The sequence below is a fragment of the Pseudomonas sp. SDO52101_S400 genome (genome assembly GCF_054071635.1).
Genome location: NZ_JBSVWF010000043.1, coordinates 25,489 through 43,932, shown reverse-complemented (window position 1 = coordinate 43,932; position 18,444 = coordinate 25,489). Strand labels below are relative to the sequence as shown.

The 18,444-nt window shown below is 59.8% G+C and carries 18 protein-coding genes and 2 tRNA genes; 13 read left to right on the top strand and 7 right to left on the bottom strand.

What is annotated here, in order from left to right; translation table 11 throughout:
- Positions 1–23: 23 nt before the first annotated feature.
- Positions 24–329, top strand: coding sequence for a YkgJ family cysteine cluster protein (locus ACW9HX_RS20595; protein ID WP_457382014.1), 306 nt, complete (start codon positions 24–26; stop codon positions 327–329).
- Between the two features lie 39 nt (positions 330–368).
- Here the strand turns inward: ACW9HX_RS20595 and ACW9HX_RS20590 are convergent, their stop codons facing one another.
- The 6 genes from ACW9HX_RS20590 to hemA all read right to left on the bottom strand — a co-directional run bounded on the left by ACW9HX_RS20590 (position 369) and on the right by hemA (position 5,725).
- Entirely contained in the window at positions 369–887 is a 519-nt protein-coding gene (locus tag ACW9HX_RS20590) for an acyloxyacyl hydrolase (protein ID WP_457382013.1), read from the bottom strand.
- Between the two features lie 108 nt (positions 888–995).
- Positions 996–1,787 carry a glutamate racemase gene (murI, locus tag ACW9HX_RS20585; protein ID WP_457382012.1) on the bottom strand — a complete coding sequence of 264 codons (792 nt, stop codon included), beginning with the start codon at positions 1,785–1,787 and terminating at the stop codon, positions 996–998.
- Positions 1,780–2,535, bottom strand: coding sequence for a molybdopterin-synthase adenylyltransferase MoeB (locus tag ACW9HX_RS20580; protein WP_457382011.1), 756 nt, complete (start codon positions 2,533–2,535; stop codon positions 1,780–1,782). Before ACW9HX_RS20580 ends, murI begins: the two co-directional genes overlap by 8 nt.
- Entirely contained in the window at positions 2,529–3,359 is an 831-nt protein-coding gene (gene prmC / locus ACW9HX_RS20575) for a peptide chain release factor N(5)-glutamine methyltransferase (protein WP_457382010.1), read from the bottom strand. Before prmC ends, ACW9HX_RS20580 begins: the two co-directional genes overlap by 7 nt.
- On the bottom strand, positions 3,360–4,442 hold the full coding sequence (prfA, locus tag ACW9HX_RS20570) for a peptide chain release factor 1 (protein ID WP_457382009.1): 1,083 nt from the start codon (positions 4,440–4,442) through the stop codon (positions 3,360–3,362).
- Entirely contained in the window at positions 4,439–5,725 is a 1,287-nt protein-coding gene (hemA, locus tag ACW9HX_RS20565; protein ID WP_007951716.1) for a glutamyl-tRNA reductase, read from the bottom strand. Before hemA ends, prfA begins: the two co-directional genes overlap by 4 nt.
- Before the next feature lie 182 nt (positions 5,726–5,907).
- Between hemA and ACW9HX_RS20560 the strand changes: the two genes are divergently transcribed.
- The 8 genes from ACW9HX_RS20560 (at position 5,908) to ychF (ending at position 12,830) form a co-directional block, all read left to right on the top strand.
- A complete protein-coding gene (locus ACW9HX_RS20560; protein ID WP_192558981.1) occupies positions 5,908–7,632 on the top strand; it encodes a tetratricopeptide repeat protein in 1,725 nt (574 codons plus the stop codon).
- A 3-nt stretch (positions 7,633–7,635) separates the two neighbouring features.
- On the top strand, positions 7,636–8,253 hold the full coding sequence (gene lolB / locus ACW9HX_RS20555; protein WP_096822732.1) for a lipoprotein insertase outer membrane protein LolB: 618 nt from the start codon (positions 7,636–7,638) through the stop codon (positions 8,251–8,253).
- Positions 8,254–8,255: 2 nt separating this feature from the next.
- A complete protein-coding gene (gene ispE, locus ACW9HX_RS20550) occupies positions 8,256–9,107 on the top strand; it encodes a 4-(cytidine 5'-diphospho)-2-C-methyl-D-erythritol kinase (RefSeq protein ID WP_457382008.1) in 852 nt (283 codons plus the stop codon).
- 37 nt (positions 9,108–9,144) lie between these two features.
- Positions 9,145–9,219, top strand: a tRNA-Gln gene (locus tag ACW9HX_RS20545).
- Between the two features lie 45 nt (positions 9,220–9,264).
- Complete coding sequence (locus tag ACW9HX_RS20540) at positions 9,265–10,206, top strand: ribose-phosphate pyrophosphokinase (protein WP_003171603.1); 942 nt, start codon at positions 9,265–9,267, stop codon at positions 10,204–10,206.
- 141 nt (positions 10,207–10,347) lie between these two features.
- Positions 10,348–10,950: a 50S ribosomal protein L25/general stress protein Ctc gene (locus ACW9HX_RS20535; protein ID WP_457382007.1), complete on the top strand. Its 603-nt coding sequence runs from the start codon at positions 10,348–10,350 to the stop codon at positions 10,948–10,950.
- Between the two features lie 171 nt (positions 10,951–11,121).
- Positions 11,122–11,706 carry an aminoacyl-tRNA hydrolase gene (gene pth / locus ACW9HX_RS20530; RefSeq protein ID WP_457382006.1) on the top strand — a complete coding sequence of 195 codons (585 nt, stop codon included), beginning with the start codon at positions 11,122–11,124 and terminating at the stop codon, positions 11,704–11,706.
- A gap of 23 nt (positions 11,707–11,729) precedes the next feature.
- Positions 11,730–12,830 carry a redox-regulated ATPase YchF gene (ychF, locus tag ACW9HX_RS20525; protein ID WP_007951727.1) on the top strand — a complete coding sequence of 367 codons (1,101 nt, stop codon included), beginning with the start codon at positions 11,730–11,732 and terminating at the stop codon, positions 12,828–12,830.
- 63 nt (positions 12,831–12,893) lie between these two features.
- Here ychF and ACW9HX_RS20520 read toward each other — a convergent pair whose 3' ends face one another.
- Positions 12,894–14,111: an MFS transporter gene (locus tag ACW9HX_RS20520; protein WP_457382005.1), complete on the bottom strand. Its 1,218-nt coding sequence runs from the start codon at positions 14,109–14,111 to the stop codon at positions 12,894–12,896.
- A 333-nt stretch (positions 14,112–14,444) separates the two neighbouring features.
- Between ACW9HX_RS20520 and ACW9HX_RS20515 the strand changes: the two genes are divergently transcribed.
- The 4 genes from ACW9HX_RS20515 (at position 14,445) to ACW9HX_RS20500 (ending at position 18,422) form a co-directional block, all read left to right on the top strand.
- Positions 14,445–16,502 (top strand): methyl-accepting chemotaxis protein, encoded by a 2,058-nt coding sequence (locus tag ACW9HX_RS20515; protein WP_457382004.1) that lies wholly within the window; start codon positions 14,445–14,447, stop codon positions 16,500–16,502.
- Positions 16,503–16,617: 115 nt separating this feature from the next.
- A tRNA-Met gene (locus tag ACW9HX_RS20510) sits at positions 16,618–16,694 on the top strand.
- A gap of 223 nt (positions 16,695–16,917) precedes the next feature.
- Complete coding sequence (locus ACW9HX_RS20505; protein WP_457382003.1) at positions 16,918–18,174, top strand: S-type pyocin domain-containing protein; 1,257 nt, start codon at positions 16,918–16,920, stop codon at positions 18,172–18,174.
- Positions 18,171–18,422 carry a bacteriocin immunity protein gene (locus ACW9HX_RS20500; RefSeq protein ID WP_457382002.1) on the top strand — a complete coding sequence of 84 codons (252 nt, stop codon included), beginning with the start codon at positions 18,171–18,173 and terminating at the stop codon, positions 18,420–18,422. The genes ACW9HX_RS20505 and ACW9HX_RS20500 overlap by 4 nt, the downstream gene beginning before the upstream one ends.
- The last annotated feature ends 22 nt before the right edge of the window (positions 18,423–18,444 follow it).

The window sequence follows — 18,444 nt, the reverse complement described above, 5'->3', positions numbered from 1 at the left end:
GGCACTGCCGTACACTGGCGTCCATGAAAACCATTCCCCTCCAGCAAATCGACGAGCCCGCAGTCACCTGTTCGACCTGCGCGGCCTGCTGCTGTCAGCTCGAAGTCATGCTGATCACCGACACCGGCGTGCCCGAGCGCTATATCGATACCGATGATTGGGGCGGGGAAGTGATGCTGCGTCTGGACGACGGTTGGTGCGCGGCGCTGGATCGCGACACGATGATGTGCACGATCTACGAAAAACGCCCGCTGATCTGCCGCGAATTCGAAATGGGCGCGCCGGAGTGCATCGAGGAACGCAAGGGGATTGCGACGGCGTATCGCTGAATACCAAAAAGGAGCGCCAGGCGCTCCTTTTTCATGGGTTTACAACGGCATCGTGTAGTGCAGCGAGTAGCTTTCTACCCCGTCGTTGTTGCTCGACATGCCGGCGTTGGAATAGTGAGTCGCGCGAATCCCCACTTCGTGCCCGCCATGGAAGCGCAGACCGAAACCGATGCGGTCTTCGAACTGGAAGGCTTGGCCGATCTTGTTGCCTTCGTACTCGGTGTTGGAGAACACCGCAGCGCCGATACCAGCCTCGACGTAGGGCTTGATCGATTCGCCCGAGAACTCGTAAACAAACACCGGCGAGAACGACAGGCTGTTGTTGCTGGAGCCCTTGTCACCTTCCCAGTAGGTATAGGCGCCGCTCCAGTAACCGGTCAGGCGACCGACATCGCTTTGCAGCCAGCTCTTGTCCCAGTCGAAATTCATCCCCAGGCGATAAGTCATCGTTGAATCGCTGGTTGCCCCAACCCCGAATTCCACGCCCGCGGCTTGCGCGGTAAAACTGTGCCCCACCAGTGCGGCCGCAATCGCAGCCAAGCAGAATAGTCGCTTCACTTGAAACATCCTTTTCCGAACGGTCGTATGGTTTTTAGTTTGCTTGACGCTATAGAAATCGGCGCGTGAACAGAAGTTCAGCTGATTTTTAGTTATGACACATCTTTTTTACAAACCGAAGCTTTGCACATCGCCGGGCAATTGTCCCAGCAGCGGAAGGATGTTTTTCAAGGATTGCGGATCGGCACTGGTCCAGAATCTGGCGGGACGGTTCGGGCCCTCGGCGAGCAGTTCGCGCTCGGCCAGCAGACGCTGAAGTTGCCGTGCCACGGCAGCGCCCGTGTCGATCAGGCTGATGTCCTGGGGAAGCATGGTCTTGAGCATCGGCTTGAGAAACGGATAGTGCGTGCAGCCGAGAATGATCGTGTCGCAACCCGCGGCCAGCAGCGGTTCGACGTAGCCTCGAAGTAACAATTGCAGCTCGGCGCTGTGCAGGTCGCCGTTTTCGATCAGCTCCACCAGCCCCGGGCACGGCTGAGTGATCACCCGAATATCGGTAGCAAAACGATCCAGCAGGGCCGCAAACTTCGCGCTCTGCAATGTGCCGGTGGTGGCGAGTACACCGACCACGCCGCTGCGGGTGGCTGCAGCGGCCGGCTTGACCGCGGGCTCCATGCCGACAATCGGCCAGTCGGGAAAATCACGCCGCAGATCGGCGACGCCGGCAACCGTCGCGGTGTTGCAAGCGATCACCAGCGCCTTGGCGCCCTGCTCGCGGAAAAAACCGGCCATCACGCTGCAACGCTGGCGTATGAATTCCGGGGTTTTCTCGCCATAAGGAATGTGGCCGCAATCGCCGAGGTAGAGCAGCGATTCATTGGGCAGCAGATGCTGGATTTCCGCCAGCACCGACAGGCCGCCAACGCCGGAGTCGAATACGGCGATCGGCGCCTCACGCATGGTGCGAACCACAGACGCTGCATCCCGGATCACGCTTGACCCGCAGTTCACGGAATCGCGAACCCAACGCATCGATCAACAGCAGACGCCCTACCAGTGGCTCACCGAAACCTGCCAGCAATTTCAACGCTTCCAGCGCTTGCAGGCTGCCGACCAGACCGACCAGCGGCCCGACCACGCCGGCTTCGCTGCAGGTCAGTTCGGCTTCGCTGCCGTGCCCGTACAGGCAGTGGTAGCACGGGCTCTCGGCGCGACGCGGGTCGAACACCGAGAGTTGCCCCTCGAGGCGGATCGCCGCACCACTGACCAGCGGTTTGCGCGCCACCACACATGCAGCGTTGACCGCTTCGCGGGTGGAGAAATTGTCCGAGCAGTCGAGCACCAGATCCACCGCTGCCACGGCGGCAGCGAGGGAGTCCTCGTCCAGTGCCTGACGATGGGGCACCAGTTGAATTTCAGGGTTGATCGCGCTCAGGCGTTTGAGCGCCGAGTCGACCTTGGTCATGCCGACGCTGTCGGTGTCGTGAATGATCTGGCGTTGCAGGTTGGTCAGGTCGACCGTGTCAAAGTCTGCCAGATGCAACTCGCCGACACCCGCCGCCGCCAGATACAAGGCAACCGGCGCGCCGAGACCACCAAGGCCGACGATCAGCACGCGGCTGTCCTTGAGCTTCAACTGACCATCGATATCGATGTGTTGCAGCAGGATCTGCCGACTGTAGCGCAACAATTCCTGATCATTCAGCACGGCAGGCGCCCCAGGCTGATCCGTTGATGGCCGCCCAGATCGGTGCGGCTGTGGACTTCTTCAAAACCTTGCGTCAGCAGCAGATCGCGCACGGCTTCGGCTTGATCATAGCCGTGTTCGAGCATCAGCCAGCCTCCGGCCTCCAGATGTGCCGGGGCCTGGGCGATGATCAGACGCAGATCGTCGAGCCCGTCGATGCCAGCCACCAAGGCGCTTTCCGGTTCGAAACGCACATCGCCTTCGACCAGGTGCGGATCGGCGGCGCGAATGTAGGGCGGGTTGCTGATGATCAGTTCAAACCGCTTGCCTTCGAGGGCGCTGAACCAGTGGCTGCTGAGCACCGTGGCATTGTTCAGATGCAGACGCTGACGGTTGCGCTCGGCCAGGGCCACAGCTTCCAGCACGCGATCCACGGCAGTGACGTTCCACGCCGGACGCTCGCTGGCCAGAGCGAGCGCAATCGCCCCGCTGCCGGTGCCGAGGTCGAGAACCTTGGCCCGGGTCACCGGCAGCAATTCCAGTGCGGCCTCCACCAGCAGTTCGGTGTCCGGGCGCGGGATCAGCGTGTGCGGCGCGACTTCCAGATCGAGCTTCCAGAACCCTTGCTGGCCCAGAATGTAGGCCACCGGTTCACCGCTGCGACGGCGTTGAAGGTACTCGGCGAACACCAGGACGGCTTCGCTCGGCACGATACGCTCAGGCCAGGTGTGGAGAAAACTGCGGGACTTGCCCAGCGCCGCGGCGAGGAGCAATTCGGCATCCAGACGCGCCGTGGGCGAGTCCGGCAGTTCGGCGGCGCGCAACAGGCTGGCGATGATGGTCATTTATTCACCTATCGCTGCCAGTTGGTCGGCCTGGTATTCGGCCAGCAACGGCTCGATCACCGCTTCGACGCCACCGGCAAGGATTTCGTCGAGGGAATACAGGGTCAGGTTGACGCGGTGGTCGGTGACCCGGCCCTGGGCAAAGTTGTAGGTACGGATACGCTCGGAGCGATCACCGGAACCCACCAGCAACTTACGCTCGCTGGCGATGGCGTTCGCCGCTGCTGCGGTCTGCTGGTCGTTGAGCTTGGCCGACAGCCAGGCCATCGCCCGCGCCCGGTTCTTGTGCTGGGAACGTTCTTCCTGGCACTCGACCACGATGCCGGTCGGCAAGTGGGTGATACGAATCGCCGAGTCGGTCTTGTTGACGTGCTGACCACCGGCCCCGGAAGAACGGTACGTGTCGACGCGCAAGTCCGCCGGGTTGATCTCGATCGCTTCCTGCTCGTCCGGTTCCGGCAATACCGCCACGGTGCAGGCCGAGGTGTGGATCCGGCCTTGGGATTCGGTGGCCGGCACGCGCTGCACGCGGTGGGCGCCGGACTCGAACTTCAGCTTGCCGTAGACGTTGTCGCCTTCGACCCGGGCAATGACTTCTTTATAGCCGCCGTGTTCGCCTTCGTTCTCCGAGAGGATTTCCACCCGCCAGCCGCGCTTCTCGGCGTAACGCGAGTACATGCGGAACAGGTCGCCGGAGAAGATCGCCGCCTCGTCGCCACCGGTGCCGGCGCGGATTTCGAGGAACACGTTGCGCCCGTCGTTGGGGTCCTTGGGCAGCAGCATGCGCTGTAGCGTGGCTTCCAGCTCGATGAGTTGCTCTTTGGTTTCGCGGACTTCTTCCACGGCCATTTCGCGCATGTCCGGGTCGCCGTCCTTGAGCAGCGCCTGGGCGCCTTCCAGATCGGCCTGGGCCTTGAGCAGCTGTTTATAGGCTTCGACGACCGGCTCGACTTCGGCGTATTCCTTGGAATAGGCGCGGAATTTGGTCTGATCGGAAATGACCTCGGCGTCGCCGAGCAGCGCCGTCAGTTCCTCGAAACGGTCCTGGAGGATATCCAGCTTATTGAGCAGTGACGCTTTCATTGCGGTTTTTTATCCGAAAAGCTATCCGGTGAGCCCTCGAGGGCAAAGAGTTCCTGGGCCATGGCCAGCGCATCGAGGCGGCCTTCGGCAGAAAGCTTTTTCAACTGCACGCTCGGGGCGTGCAGGAGTTTATTGGTCAGGCCACGGGCCAGTTGCCCGAGAACGTCTTCGGCATTGCCGCCGTTGGCCAGCAGGCGCAGGGCCTTTTGCAGCTCTTCATCGCGCAGGCGTTCGCTCTGTTGACGATAGGCCTTGAGCACGTCGACCGCCGCCAGTTCACGCAGACGCACCATGAAATCGTCGGCACCGACCGAAACCATCTCTTCGGCCGCTTGCGCTGCGCCCTGACGGCTCTTGAGGTTTTCGGCGACCACTTCGTGCAGATCGTCGACGCTATAAAGGTAAACGTCGTCGAGCTCGCCGACTTCCGGTTCGATATCCCGGGGAACGGCAATGTCGACCATGAAGATCGGTTTGTGCTTGCGCAGCTTCAAGGCGCTTTCCACCGCGCCCTTGCCGAGGATCGGCAACTGACTGGCGGTGGAGCTGATGACGATGTCGCTGCGCACCAGTTCGGCCGGGATGTCCGACAGCAGCACCGCGTGGGCGCCGAACTGTTCGGCCAACAGGCTGGCGCGCTCCAGTGTGCGGTTGGCCACGACGATGCGCTTGACCCCCAGCTCATGCAGATGGCGGGCGACCAGGGTGATGGTCTCGCCGGCGCCGATCAGCAGGGCCTGACTGCGTTGCAGGTCGCTGAAAATCTGTTTGGCCAGGCTGACGGCGGCAAACGCCACGGACACCGGGTTTTCACCGATGGCGGTATCTGTACGCACTTGTTTGGCAGCGTTGAACGTTGCCTGAAACAAACGCCCGAGCAGCGGCCCGATGGTGCCGGCCTCGCGAGCCACGGCGTAGGCCGATTTCATCTGGCCGAGGATCTGCGGTTCGCCCAGCACCAGCGAGTCGAGCCCGGAGGCGACGCGCATCATGTGACGAACTGCCGCATCATCTTCGTGCACATAAGCACTCGCGCGCAGCTCATCGAGGCTTAAATGGTGATAGTCGGCCAGCCAGCGCAGCACGATATCGGCCGAAAGCTGATCCTGTTCTATATACAGTTCACTGCGATTGCAGGTGGAAAGGATCGCAGCTTCGCGGCTGTCGGTGAGTCGGCAGAGCTGCTGCAAGGCCTCCACCAGCTGCTCAGGGGTAAAGGCCACGCGCTCGCGGACGTCTACTGAAGCAGTCTTGTGGTTGATACCGAGTGCAAGGAAGGCCATTCAAGGTCGCTGATGGTGACGTGAAGCCGGCAATTGTCCTACTTCGTCAGATTCAGAACAACTACCGCTGACTATTGTCCCAATTGTCGGCCCCTATAATGGCCACAATCGAGACTCGGTTATGTTTGGCCGAAGGCTTGTGTCATGATGATCCGACCGCAGGTTAGTCGTCCTTCTCCTATATGAATAGATCTTCCGCGTTGCTCCTTGCTTTTGTCTTCCTCAGCGGCTGCCAGGCCTTGGCCCCCGTTTCGCACGATGGCACCTCATCGGTCGAAGACACCACGCCAGCCCCTGAAAAGCCCAAGGTTTACAGCTCGTTCAGCGAGGAAACGGTGTTCAGCCTGCTGAGCGCCGAACTCGCCGGCCAGCGCAATCGTTTCGACATTGCCCTGGACAACTACGTGACCCAGGCCATCAATACCCAGGATCCGGGTGTTTCCGAGCGGGCGTTCCGTATCGCCGAGTACCTGGGCGCGGATCAACCGGCGCTGGATACCGCGTTGATCTGGGCGAAAAACGCGCCGGACGACCTCGAAGCGCAACGGGCCGCCGCCGTTCAACTGGCACGCGCCGGGCGTTATGACGACTCGATGGTCTACATGGAGAAAGTCCTGCAGGGCAAGGGCGACACCCATTTCGACTTCCTCGCGCTGTCGGCCGCCGACACCGATCAGGAAACCCGCAACGGCCTGATGAAGAGTTTCGACCGTCTGTTGCAGCGTCATCCGCACAACAATCAGCTGATTTTCGGCAAGGCCCTGTTGATGCAGCAGGACGGCGACACCAAAGGTGCGCTGACCCTGCTCGAAGACAATCCGCCGGATGACGGAGAAATCGCCCCGATCCTGCTGCGTGCCCGACTGTTGCAAGGGCTGAACCGTGGCGACGAGGCCCTGCCACTGCTGCAGAAGAACATCAAGAAGTACCCGGACGACAAGCGCCTGCGCCTGACTTACGCACGAATGCTGGTGGAACAGGACCGGATGGACGACGCCAAAGTCGAGTTCTCCACCCTGGTCCAGCAATACCCGGAAGACGACGAACTGCGTTACTCGCTGGCACTGGTGTGCCTGGAAGCCAAGGCCTGGGACGAGGCCAAGGGTTACCTGGAAGACCTGATCGCCCGCGAAAGCCATGTCGATTCGGCCCACCTGAACCTGGGCCGCATCGCCGAAGAACGCAACGACCCGCAAGGCGCGCTGATCGAGTACGCCCAGGTCGGCCCGGGCAACGACTATCTGCCGGCGCAACTGCGTCAGGCCGACATTCTGATGAACAACGGCAAGACCGCCGAAGCCCAGAGCAAACTGGCCGCCGAACGTGATGCGCAGCCGGATTACGCGATTCAGCTGTACCTGATCGAAGCCGAGACCCTGTCCGCCAACAATCAGGGCGACAAGGCCTGGAAAACCCTGCAACAGGCGTTGCTGCAATACCCGGACGACCTGAATCTGCTCTACACCCGGGCCATGCAGGCGGAAAAACGCAATGACCTGGCGCAGATGGAAAAAGACCTGCGCCTGATCATCAAGCGCGATCCGGACAATGCCATGGCCCTCAACGCCCTCGGCTACACCCTGTCCGACCGCACCACGCGCTACGCCGAAGCCAAGGCGTTGATCGAGCAGGCCCACCAGATCAATCCGGAAGACCCGGCGGTACTCGACAGCCTCGGCTGGGTGAATTTCCGCATGGGCAACCTGGATGACGCCGAGAAGTACCTGCGCCAGGCCCTCGAACGCTTCCCCGATCACGAAGTCGCCGCTCACCTGGGCGAAGTGCTGTGGACCAAAGGCAATCAGCGCGAAGCGAAACAAATCTGGGGCAAGTTCCTCAAGGATCAGCCCGACAGCACCATCCTGCGCAGCACCATTAAGCGCCTGACCGGATCCGAGACTCTTTAACTCATGTTTTTGCGCCACGTCATAGTTTTCAGCTTCATCGCCCTGCTCGCCGGTTGCGCGGGTTTTGGCGCTCGCGAATCGGTCGAGGGCCATGGCAGCCCGGCACAATGGGCCGCTAACAAACAGCAACTGACCGGCCTCGATGGCTGGCAGATCGACGGTAAGATCGGCATCCGCGCCCCGAAAGACTCGGGCAGCGGCACGCTGTTCTGGCTGCAGCGCCAGGATTATTACGACATCCGCCTGTCCGGCCCGCTGGGTCGTGGCGCAGCACGGTTGACCGGTCGCCCGGGCAAGGTCTCGCTGGAAGTCGCCAATCAGGGCCGCTATGACGCACAGTCCCCGGAAGTCCTGCTGGAAGAACAGCTCGGCTGGAAATTGCCGGTATCGAACCTGGCCTGGTGGGTTCGCGGCCTGCCGGCTCCGGCCAGCAAGAGCCGCCTGACCCTCGATGGAGACAGTCGTCTGGCCAATCTGGAACAGGACGGCTGGCAGGTCGAATACCTCGGTTATGCCGAACAGAATGGTTACTGGCTACCCGAGCGGATCAAACTGCACGGCACCGATCTGGACGTGACGCTGGTGATCAAGACCTGGCAACCGCGCAAGTTGGGGCAATAAGCATGACCGCTCCACGCCTGACACTGCCATCGCCGGCCAAACTCAATCTGATGCTGCACATTCTCGGTCGCCGTGAAGACGGCTATCACGAGTTGCAGACGATTTTTCAGTTCCTCGACTACGGCGACGAAATCACCTTCGCCGTGCGTGACGATGGCGTGATTCGCCTGCACACCGAATTCGACGGCGTGCCCCACGACAGCAACCTGATCGTGCGTGCAGCAAAAAAACTTCAGGAGCAATCCGGTTGCGCCCTCGGCATCGACATCTGGATCGACAAGATCCTGCCGATGGGCGGCGGCATCGGTGGGGGCAGCTCGAATGCGGCGACCACCCTGCTCGGTCTCAATCATCTCTGGCAGTTGGGCTGGGATGAAGACCGGCTGGCAACACTGGGCCTGAGCCTGGGTGCCGACGTCCCGGTCTTCGTGCGTGGGCACGCGGCTTTCGCCGAAGGTGTCGGTGAGAAACTGACCCCTGTCGAACCCGCCGAACCGTGGTATGTCGTGCTCGTTCCGCAAGTCTCTGTTAGTACGGCAGAAATTTTTTCAGATCCATTGTTGACACGTAACACGCCGCCCATTAAAGTGCGCCCCGTTCCCGAGGGAAACAGTCGAAATGACTGCTTGCCGGTGGTATCAAGACGTTATCCAGAAGTACGTAACGCATTGAATTTGTTAGGTAATTTTACCGAAGCAAAACTCACCGGAACTGGAAGTTGTGTGTTTGGGGGCTTCCCAAGCAAAGCTGAAGCTGATAAAGTCTCGGCCCTTCTGACAGAGACCCTTACAGGGTTTGTAGCGAAAGGAAGCAACGTTTCGATGTTGCATCGCAAGCTGCAAAGTCTGCTCTAAAGGAACCAAGTGCCCGGCACTTGCAAGCAACAGATACAGGGGCGTCGCCAAGCGGTAAGGCAGCAGGTTTTGATCCTGCCATGCGTTGGTTCGAATCCAGCCGCCCCTGCCATTTTCTATACTCATCCAGGTTACCCTCAGCCTCTAGGTACTGCGCGTGTCCAAGATGATGGTCTTTACGGGGAACGCTAACCCCGATCTGGCTCGGCGTGTCGTACGTCAGCTGCATATCCCTCTCGGTGACATCTCTGTCGGTAAGTTTTCCGACGGCGAAATTACAGCCGAGATCAATGAAAACGTTCGTGGTAAAGACGTCTTCATTATTCAGCCGACTTGCGCTCCGACCAACGATAACCTGATGGAACTGGTAGTGATGGCTGATGCCTTCCGCCGCTCCTCGGCTACTCGTATCACTGCTGTTATTCCTTATTTTGGTTATGCCCGTCAGGATCGCCGTCCGCGTTCCGCACGTGTGGCTATCAGCGCGAAAGTCGTCGCTGACATGCTTACCGTAGTCGGCATCGACCGTGTTCTCACGGTTGATCTGCATGCTGACCAGATTCAGGGTTTCTTCGATATTCCGGTAGATAACATCTACGGCTCCCCGGTTCTGGTGGATGACATCGAAGATCAGCGCTTCGAGAATCTGATGATCGTGTCCCCGGACATTGGTGGCGTCGTGCGTGCACGTGCCGTTGCCAAGTCCCTGGGCGTTGATCTCGGGATCATCGACAAACGCCGTGAGAAAGCCAATCACTCTGAAGTGATGCATATCATCGGTGATGTCGAAGGGCGTACCTGCATTCTGGTCGATGACATGGTCGATACCGCCGGCACTCTGTGCCACGCGGCCAAGGCCCTGAAAGAGCATGGCGCAGCCAAGGTCTTTGCCTACTGCACACACCCTGTGCTGTCGGGCCGGGCCATCGAGAATATCGAAAATTCCGTGCTGGACGAGCTGGTGGTCACTAACACCATCCCGCTGTCCGCTGCAGCACAAGCCTGTGCACGTATCCGTCAACTGGATATCGCACCGGTTGTTGCCGAAGCGGTTCGCCGCATCAGCAATGAAGAATCGATCAGCGCGATGTTCCGTTAAGGGCCCTGCCCTTCTCGAAATGTCTCGTTGACGAAAAGCGCCCCGCCCCGGCATCTCTGCCGGGGCGGGGCTTTTTTGCCCATACCGTGTTCGGCGCTGGTCGCAAACGCCACTCGGTCATGGCTATTTTGGAGATACAAAATGAACGATTTTACTCTGAATGCTGAAGCGCGTTCCGACCTGGGGAAAGGTGCGAGCCGCCGCCTGCGTCGTCTCGCCGCCCTGGTTCCAGCTGTTGTTTACGGTGGCGACAAAGCCCCTGAATCCATCAGCATGCTGGCCAAAGAAGTTGCCAAACTGCTCGAAAACGAAGCGGCTTACAGCCACATCATCGAGCTGAACGTTGGTGGCACCAAGCAAAACGTAATCATCAAGGCTCTGCAGCGTCACCCGGCCAAAGGCCACGTGATGCACGCTGACTTCGTACGCGTTGTAGCTGGCCAGAAACTGACCGCTATCGTTCCTGTGCACTTCATCAACGAAGCTGCTCCAGTGAAGAAAGGCGGCGAGATTTCGCACGTTGTTGCTGAAATCGAAGTGACTTGCCTGCCAAAAGATCTGCCTGAGTTCATCGAAGTCGACCTGGCTAACGCTGAAATCGGTTCGATCATTCACCTGTCGGACCTGAAAGCTCCGAAAGGCGTTGAATTCGTTGCTCTGGCACACGGCGATGACAAGGCTGTTGCCAACGTCCACGCTCCACGTGTTGCTCCAGAAGCTACCGAAGAAGGCGCAGCAGAGTAATTCACTCTGTAACGCCTGAGTGAGCAAGTAACATCGCGGACTGGAACGTAGCGAGAAAGCGGGCGAGAACGCGGAGTTTACATTCATGGTAAATGAGCAATTTTCGTCCTCTTTCGCCGCCTTCCCTGATCGCGGCGATGTTACTCACCACTCAAAGGAAGGGCCCCTATCGTGACTGCCATCAAACTGATCGTTGGCCTGGGAAATCCAGGCGCCGAATACGACCAGACCCGGCATAACGCAGGGGCCCTTTTTGTTGAGCGCATCGCCCACGCACAGAATGTGAGTCTCGTGGCCGATCGCAAGTATTTCGGCCTGACCGGGCGTTTTTCGCATCAGGGTCAGGATGTTCGTCTGCTGATTCCCACCACCTACATGAACCGCAGCGGCCAGGCCGTGGCGGCACTCGCTGGTTTCTTCCGCATCAAGCCCGAAGAAATCCTCGTGGCACACGACGAACTCGACCTGCCTCCGGGCGTCGCCAAACTCAAGGTTGGCGGTGGTCACGGCGGTCACAACGGGTTGCGCGACATCATTGCGCAATTGGGCAATCAGAATACGTTCCACCGCCTGCGGCTTGGCATCGGCCACCCGGGCGTCGCCAGTATGGTTTCAAATTTCGTCCTGGGTCGTGCGCCACGCGCCGAACAGGAAAAACTCGATGCCAGCATCGACTTTGCCCTCGGCGTGCTGCCGGATATCCTCGCCGGTGAATGGAACCGTGCGATGAAAAACCTGCACAGCCAGAAGGCCTGACTCTACTCCTCGGGGAAAACACCATGGGATTCAATTGCGGCATCGTCGGCCTGCCTAACGTCGGCAAGTCCACCCTGTTCAACGCCCTGACCAAATCCGGGATCGCGGCCGAGAACTTCCCCTTCTGCACCATCGAGCCGAACAGCGGCATCGTGCCAATGCCGGATCCGCGTCTGGACGCTCTGGCGGCCATCGTCAATCCGAAGCGCATCCTGCCGACCACCATGGAATTCGTCGACATCGCGGGCCTGGTGGCCGGCGCCTCGAAAGGTGAAGGTCTGGGCAACAAGTTCCTGGCCAACATCCGTGAAACCGACGCGATCGCTCACGTCGTACGCTGCTTCGAAGACGAGAACGTGATCCACGTTTCCAACAGCGTCGACCCGAAGCGCGACATCGAAATCATCGACCTCGAACTGATCTTCGCTGACCTCGACAGCTGCGAGAAGCAACTGCAGAAAGTCGCGCGCAACGCCAAGGGCGGTGACAAGGACGCGGTGGCCCAAAAGGCCCTGCTGGAACAATTGATCCCGCACTTCAGCGAAGGCAAGCCTGCACGCAGCCTGATGAAGAACATGAGCGCCGACGAGAAAGCGATCATCAAGGGCTTCCACCTGCTGACCACCAAGCCGGTCATGTACATCGCCAACGTCGCTGAAGACGGTTTCGAGAACAACCCGCACCTGGACGTGGTCAAGGCCATCGCCGAAGAAGAAGGCGCCATGGTCGTTCCGGTCTGCAACAAGATCGAAGCGGAAATTGCCGAGCTGGACGACGGTGAAGAGAAAGACATGTTCCTCGAGGCCCTCGGCCTGGAAGAGCCTGGTCTGAACCGCGTGATCCGCGCCGGCTACGAAATGCTGCACCTGCAGACCTACTTCACCGCCGGTGTCGAAGAAGTCCGCGCCTGGACCGTCCGCGTCGGTGCCACCGCACCACAAGCCGCTGGCGTGATCCACACCGACTTCGAGAAAGGCTTCATCCGTGCCGAAGTGATCGCCTACAACGACTTCATCCAGTACAAGGGCGAAGCGGGTACCAAGGAAGCCGGTAAATGGCGCCTGGAAGGCAAGGACTACATCGTCAAGGACGGCGACGTCATGCACTTCCGCTTCAACGTGTAAAAGCTGCACCCAAGAAAAAGCCGCGTTTGATACGCGGCTTTTTTGTGCCTGACATTCAGCCCGTCAGGCCTTTTTGGTTCTCGGCAGGAAGATCGCCAGCACACCAAACAACGGCAGGAACGAACACAGGAAATACACGTACTCAATGCCGTGAATGTCCGCCAGATGCCCGAGCAACGCCGCGCCAATACCGCCGAAGCCGAACATTAGACCGAAGAACACCCCGGCGATCATCCCGACGTTGCCCGGCACCAGTTCCTGCGCGTACACCACAATCGCCGAGAACGCCGAAGCCAGGATGAAGCCGATCACCACGCTCAGGACAGTGGTCCAGAACAGGTCGACATGCGGCATGAGCAACGTGAATGGCGCCACGCCAAGGATCGAGAACCAGATCACCGCCTTGCGCCCGATCTTGTCGCCAATCGGTCCACCGAAGAACGTGCCCGCCGCCACCGCGCCGAGGAACAGGAACAGATGCAGCTGGGAACTTGCCACCGACAGGTCGAACTTCTCGATCAGGTAGAAGGTGAAGTAACTGGTCAGGCTGGCCATGTAGAAATACTTGGAGAACACCAGCAGCCCAAGCACCACCAACGCGCTGGTCACCCTGCCCTTCGAGAGCCCGTGGGTCGCTGCCTGGCCGGCCTTGAGCTTGAACAGGTTCAGGTGATGAGCGTACCAACGGCTGATGCGGTACAGCACGAACAGCGCAAACACGGCGAACAGCCCGAACCACGCCACATTGCCCTGCCCAAAGGGAATGATGATTGCCGCCGCCAGCAACGGACCGAATGCCGAACCGGCGTTACCACCGACCTGGAACGTCGATTGCGCCAGACCGAAACGACCGCCCGAGGCCAGCCGGGCGATACGAGAAGCTTCCGGGTGGAAGGTCGAAGAGCCGATGCCGATCAGCGCCGCCGCCAGCAGAATCAACGGAAAACTGCCGACCATCGACATCATCACAATACCGATCAGCGTGCACACGGAACCGGCCGGCAACAGCCACGGTTTCGGATGCCGGTCGGTGTGATAACCAACCCAGGGCTGCAACAGTGACGCGGTCAATTGGAACGTCAGGGTAATCAGGCCGACCTGGGTGAAACTCAAACCGTAGTTGGCCTTTAGCATCGGATAGATCGACGGCAGCACCGACTGGATCAGGTCGTTGATCAAATGCGCCAGCGCCACCGCGCCGATGATGCGCATCACCAGAGGACTGCTTTGGGGAGGAGCGGACGCCGACGCAGCGGCGGTCTGAACGTTGCTGATAGCCATGGGAGTTTCCGTACAGCAGATGGGTGCACACAGGCAGGTGCGCCAATGTGCCATTTTTCGGTGCGCCAGCGCCATCCCCTTAGCCAGCTAACGAACTATTCAGTCGTCGCGACGAAGGTGATAGCGCAAAGCCATGGTCTGATTCTTGCCTTGCTTCTCCGCTTGAACGCGGCCCCCTTACAAAGGGGATCGAGAATGGGAAGTTTTGCTACAGAGTCGGCCTACAGAGCGGACAAGAGTGGACTTTCGAAGCCTTTTAGCAGGGCACTGATCGCGCTCGCAACGAACGCGGTGCACGCCAATGGTGCGTGGTGTCCAGAGGAGTCATGGGGCATGCAGGCTTTTTTATCACCGGGGATCAGATTGCTGGGGCGGTTTGGCTTCGCGCGTAAATTCCAGTTGTTGTTTCTGCTGTTTATCCTGCCGTTGGCCGGCAGCCTGTTGATGATCGGCCAGGACTATCGCGACAAGCTCAACCTGATTTCCGGCGAACGCGCAGGTGTGCGTCAGTTACTCGCCCTCGATGCGCTCGACAACCTGCTCGCCGCTCAGCGCGACCGCGCTGCCCGCTGGCGTGCCACGGAAACCAACCGCCAACCGACGCCCGCGACTCTCGCGGCCATGGCCGCATTCGATGGCGTGCAACCCGCCGTCGCTCAGGCCACGCTGGATCTGGGTAATGCGCTGAAAGCCGAAGGCGCGGAAGGTGAAACACTGGCTCGTTATCAGGCCCTCCAGACTGCGCTTGGCGGCCTGGACTCCAAGAGCCTGGCCGGCGTCGGCTGGTGGCCGGACGGTTACGATCGCTTCACCAATGCCCTCAGCGCCCTGCAAGCCCTGCGCGAGCAAATAGCGATGGATAATCGCCTGATCCTCGCGCCATGGCTGGAAACCTATCTGCTGACGCAGATTTCCACCCAGCACGCACCAGACCTGATCGAACGGGTCGGCCGACTGGCAGCCGTTGGCCAGGCGTCTGTGGTGTCCGGTCAGTTCACCTTGCAAAGTCGTTTGCAACTGCGCGATCTGCGCAGCCGCATCGGTGATGCCCGCGAACAGCTTGTAAAAACAGCCGGCCTGCTAGAAGCGCGTCTGCCGAGCGCCCTGCAAGGCTGGGCCGGGCAATACCACGACAGCCTCAAGCAACTGGATGCCGGGTTGAAAGTGCTGGATGACGGCGTGTTCGGCGGCAGCATCAATCTCAAGCCGGAAGATTTCGAGCGCAGCCTGGACGCCCTGCTCGGCAACCTCGCCACGCTGCGCCAGCAATCGCTGGTGTCGCTGGACCAGCGCCTGGATGACTATCACGGATCGGCGATTCGTCAGTTCATCGTGGTGGCAACCGTCTTCGGTTGCCTGTTGCTGGCGGCACTTTATCTGTTCGTCTGCCTGCAAGCCTCGATCCGCCGCAGTGCCAGCGGCATTACGGTGCTCGCCGAAGCCTTGCGCGACGGCAATCTGAGCCTGCAAGTGCCCGTCGTGGGCCGAGATGAACTGGCATCGATCAGCACCGCGCTCAACGTGGCCGTGGTGCAATTGCGTAACAGCCTGCTGGGCGTCGATCACGAGACTTCACAACTGAGCAACGCGGTGCGCAGCCTCAACGATCACTCCAGCGGTGCTCTCAGCGAAGTCGAAGCGCAGCAATTGCAGATCAGCCAGATCGCCGCAGCGGCCACGCAACTGGCTGCCACCTCCCAGGGCGTCGCGCAGAGTTGTGAACAGGCCTCCGGAAGCGCCCAGCACACCCGACGCATTGCCGCTGACAGCAGCCGCGACAGTCAGCGCACCACGGCGAGTATTCAACAGCTCAATCAACGCCTGAACGAAACTGCCGCAGCGCTCGGCCGGGTCAGCGAGCAAGGGCAGCAGATTCAACTGGTGGTCGATACCATTCGCGGAGTCGCCGAGCAGACCAACCTGCTGGCGCTCAACGCGGCCATCGAGGCTGCTCGCGCTGGTGAACAGGGTCGCGGCTTTGCTGTGGTGGCCGACGAGGTGCGCAGCCTCTCGCAACGCACGCAATCGTCCACCGCGCAGATCGCCGGCACGGTCGACAGCCTGCGTGCGACAGTCAACGAAGCGGTCAGCCTGATGGAAGCGGCATGCGGCCAGGCGCAATCGGATGCCGAAGCCGTCACCGGGCTGGGCGAACGACTTGGTGAAATCGCAAGCGCGGTGCAGAGCGTCACTGACACCCTCGCGCAAATCGCCACGGCAGTCGAAGAACAAGCGAGCACCGCCGATGAGGTCAGCGGCAATATCCAACAGGTGGATCAGGCGGCAGTTCGCCTGCTTGAAGGCGCACGAGCGGTGAACCTCGCGGCGGACACCTTGAGTCAGGGCAGCCATGCCTTGAGTGCGAATACCGGGAGATTTCAGCTGCGATGAAAGCCCTTCCCGCCCCGATTTTCGGCGCGGGAGGATAAGCGGTTGAAAATAAGAAGAAATATTTTGAATTTACGCTTGACGCTTTTCCATTTCAGGGGAATAATGCGCGCCACTTGGCTACATAGCTCAGTTGGTTAGAGCATAGCATTCATAATGCTGGGGTCCGGGGTTCAAGTCCCTGTGTAGCCACCAAGTACTAAAAACGGCTTACCGAAAGGTAGGCCGTTTTTTTATGCCTCGAGAAAAGTGCCCTCCTCCGTGTGCCATCTGATTCCGTAGGAACAGAGTTCGAAAAGCGTACGAAGAGGACTTTTCGTTCGTTCAAGCACCTGCATCCCTGCAAGTCGATTTGATCGCCATCCCGACTGACCGACAAGCTCCCCTGTCTCTATCCAAAGACAGACAGGGAGTTGTCATGGACCTGGACAAAGACCTTTTCGGTGATATCCGGCGCCGAAAGCGTCCGAACGGCGGCGCCTCGTGGGTTGCCTGGAATCCGCCCCGAGAACCAGAGCCCGTATACGTCCCGACAGACGAATGGCCATCCCCAAAACCTCGCGACGATCTGGTTTTTGCCAAGTCCTGCATGCCGGGCAACTGGTGCCGAACGGATGCAGGCACAACACCTGAGCCCGCCTCTCACTTCGGCAAAGTCATGGTGGCGGGCGCCATGCGCATTCCCGCTGCCAGCAGGGTCGTAGCGAAAGCAATCGGCGCCGATCTGGCCTTGGGGCGCATGGCAGGTGGTGGAATCCTGCAGCAACGCCTCAACTGGGCCATACGGGGTGCAGGCGGGCCGGCCAGTGTGTTCATCCTCGGGATGCTGCCGACCAGAATGGGCGACGGCACCCTTTATACCGACGAACAACTGCGCAACCTGCCCCACGCCACCACTCGCGTGCGCTTCCAGTTCCGGCGTGATGCCGAAGGGGTCATGCAGGTCTACGGCATCCACACCGGCGCCTTTGGCGACGACTCCGTGCGTACCGTAAAAGTCGGGTGGAACAACGACAAGACCGCCATGGAGGCCAAGCTCAACGGCATCACGATTTTGTGGACGCCGCAACGCGGGCCTCTGGGATCGATGCCGCCGCTGGTTCATCCGGAGCACGGCGAAGCACTGAGCACGATCCTCGTCCACCCGATCGCTGCGAACACCGACAGCCAGATAGAAATCCTGCCCGGCGAAGACATCACCGCCGAGGATTGTATTCTGGTGTTTCCGGCGGAGACCGGGCTCAAGTCGTTGTATGTGGTGTTTTCGAAACCGGCCAGATTGATGCCGGGGACGGTGACCGGGATTGGTGAGGATGTTTCCGGTGTATGGCTGGCGGGAGCAGGAACGGGGATTGGTGTGCCGATCCCGACACGGATTGCGGATCGCCTCAAAGGGCGAGAGTTTTCTAGCTTTGACAAATTCAGGGAGGCGTTTTGGGAAGAAGTGGCTAATGATCCCGATCTGGCGGAACACTTCATACAGGGGAACCTCGAGCGAATGCGCGCTGGTTTGTCGCCAAAGGCTCGTAGGCAAGACAGAGCGGGAGATAGAACATCTTATGAGTTGCATCACGTCGAGCATATTGCCAATAACGGTGCGGTATACGACATAGACAACTTACGAGTGAACACTCCAAAAAACCACATTGAAAACCACCGAAGTGGACAGCCATGAAAAAAACCATTTCTGACTACACAGAAGCCGAGTTCATTGATTTTCTGAACTCTGTGCTGGCGGCCAATACAAGTCCCGATGAAATACTTGATCCGTTACTTTTTGAGTTTGAACGTCTCAGTGAGCACCCGGCAGGATCCGACTTGATCTACTGGCCAGAGGACGACGCGCAATGCACTCCCGAAGGCATCACAGAAACGGTGAAAAAGTGGCGCGCTGCCAACGGGCTGCCAGGCTTCAAGCAGTAACCATCTGGCACTCATAGTCCAA

Bases quoted from the DNA above. Each gene is read 5' to 3' on its own strand.
- ACW9HX_RS20595 (WP_457382014.1), top strand. From the start codon at position 24: ATGAAAACCATTCCCCTCCAGCAAATCGACGAGCCCGCAGTCACCTGT.
- murI (WP_457382012.1), bottom strand. From the start codon at position 1,787: ATGCGTGAGGCGCCGATCGCCGTATTCGACTCCGGCGTTGGCGGCCTG.
- prmC (WP_457382010.1), bottom strand. From the start codon at position 3,359: ATGACCATCATCGCCAGCCTGTTGCGCGCCGCCGAACTGCCGGACTCG.
- prfA (WP_457382009.1), bottom strand. From the start codon at position 4,442: ATGAAAGCGTCACTGCTCAATAAGCTGGATATCCTCCAGGACCGTTTC.
- hemA (WP_007951716.1), bottom strand. From the start codon at position 5,725: ATGGCCTTCCTTGCACTCGGTATCAACCACAAGACTGCTTCAGTAGAC.
- ACW9HX_RS20560 (WP_192558981.1), top strand. From the start codon at position 5,908: ATGAATAGATCTTCCGCGTTGCTCCTTGCTTTTGTCTTCCTCAGCGGC.
- lolB (WP_096822732.1), top strand. From the start codon at position 7,636: ATGTTTTTGCGCCACGTCATAGTTTTCAGCTTCATCGCCCTGCTCGCC.
- ispE (WP_457382008.1), top strand. From the start codon at position 8,256: ATGACCGCTCCACGCCTGACACTGCCATCGCCGGCCAAACTCAATCTG.
- ACW9HX_RS20535 (WP_457382007.1), top strand. From the start codon at position 10,348: ATGAACGATTTTACTCTGAATGCTGAAGCGCGTTCCGACCTGGGGAAA.
- ychF (WP_007951727.1), top strand. From the start codon at position 11,730: ATGGGATTCAATTGCGGCATCGTCGGCCTGCCTAACGTCGGCAAGTCC.
- ACW9HX_RS20520 (WP_457382005.1), bottom strand. From the start codon at position 14,111: ATGGCTATCAGCAACGTTCAGACCGCCGCTGCGTCGGCGTCCGCTCCT.
- ACW9HX_RS20515 (WP_457382004.1), top strand. From the start codon at position 14,445: ATGCAGGCTTTTTTATCACCGGGGATCAGATTGCTGGGGCGGTTTGGC.
- ACW9HX_RS20505 (WP_457382003.1), top strand. From the start codon at position 16,918: ATGGACCTGGACAAAGACCTTTTCGGTGATATCCGGCGCCGAAAGCGT.
- ACW9HX_RS20500 (WP_457382002.1), top strand. From the start codon at position 18,171: ATGAAAAAAACCATTTCTGACTACACAGAAGCCGAGTTCATTGATTTT.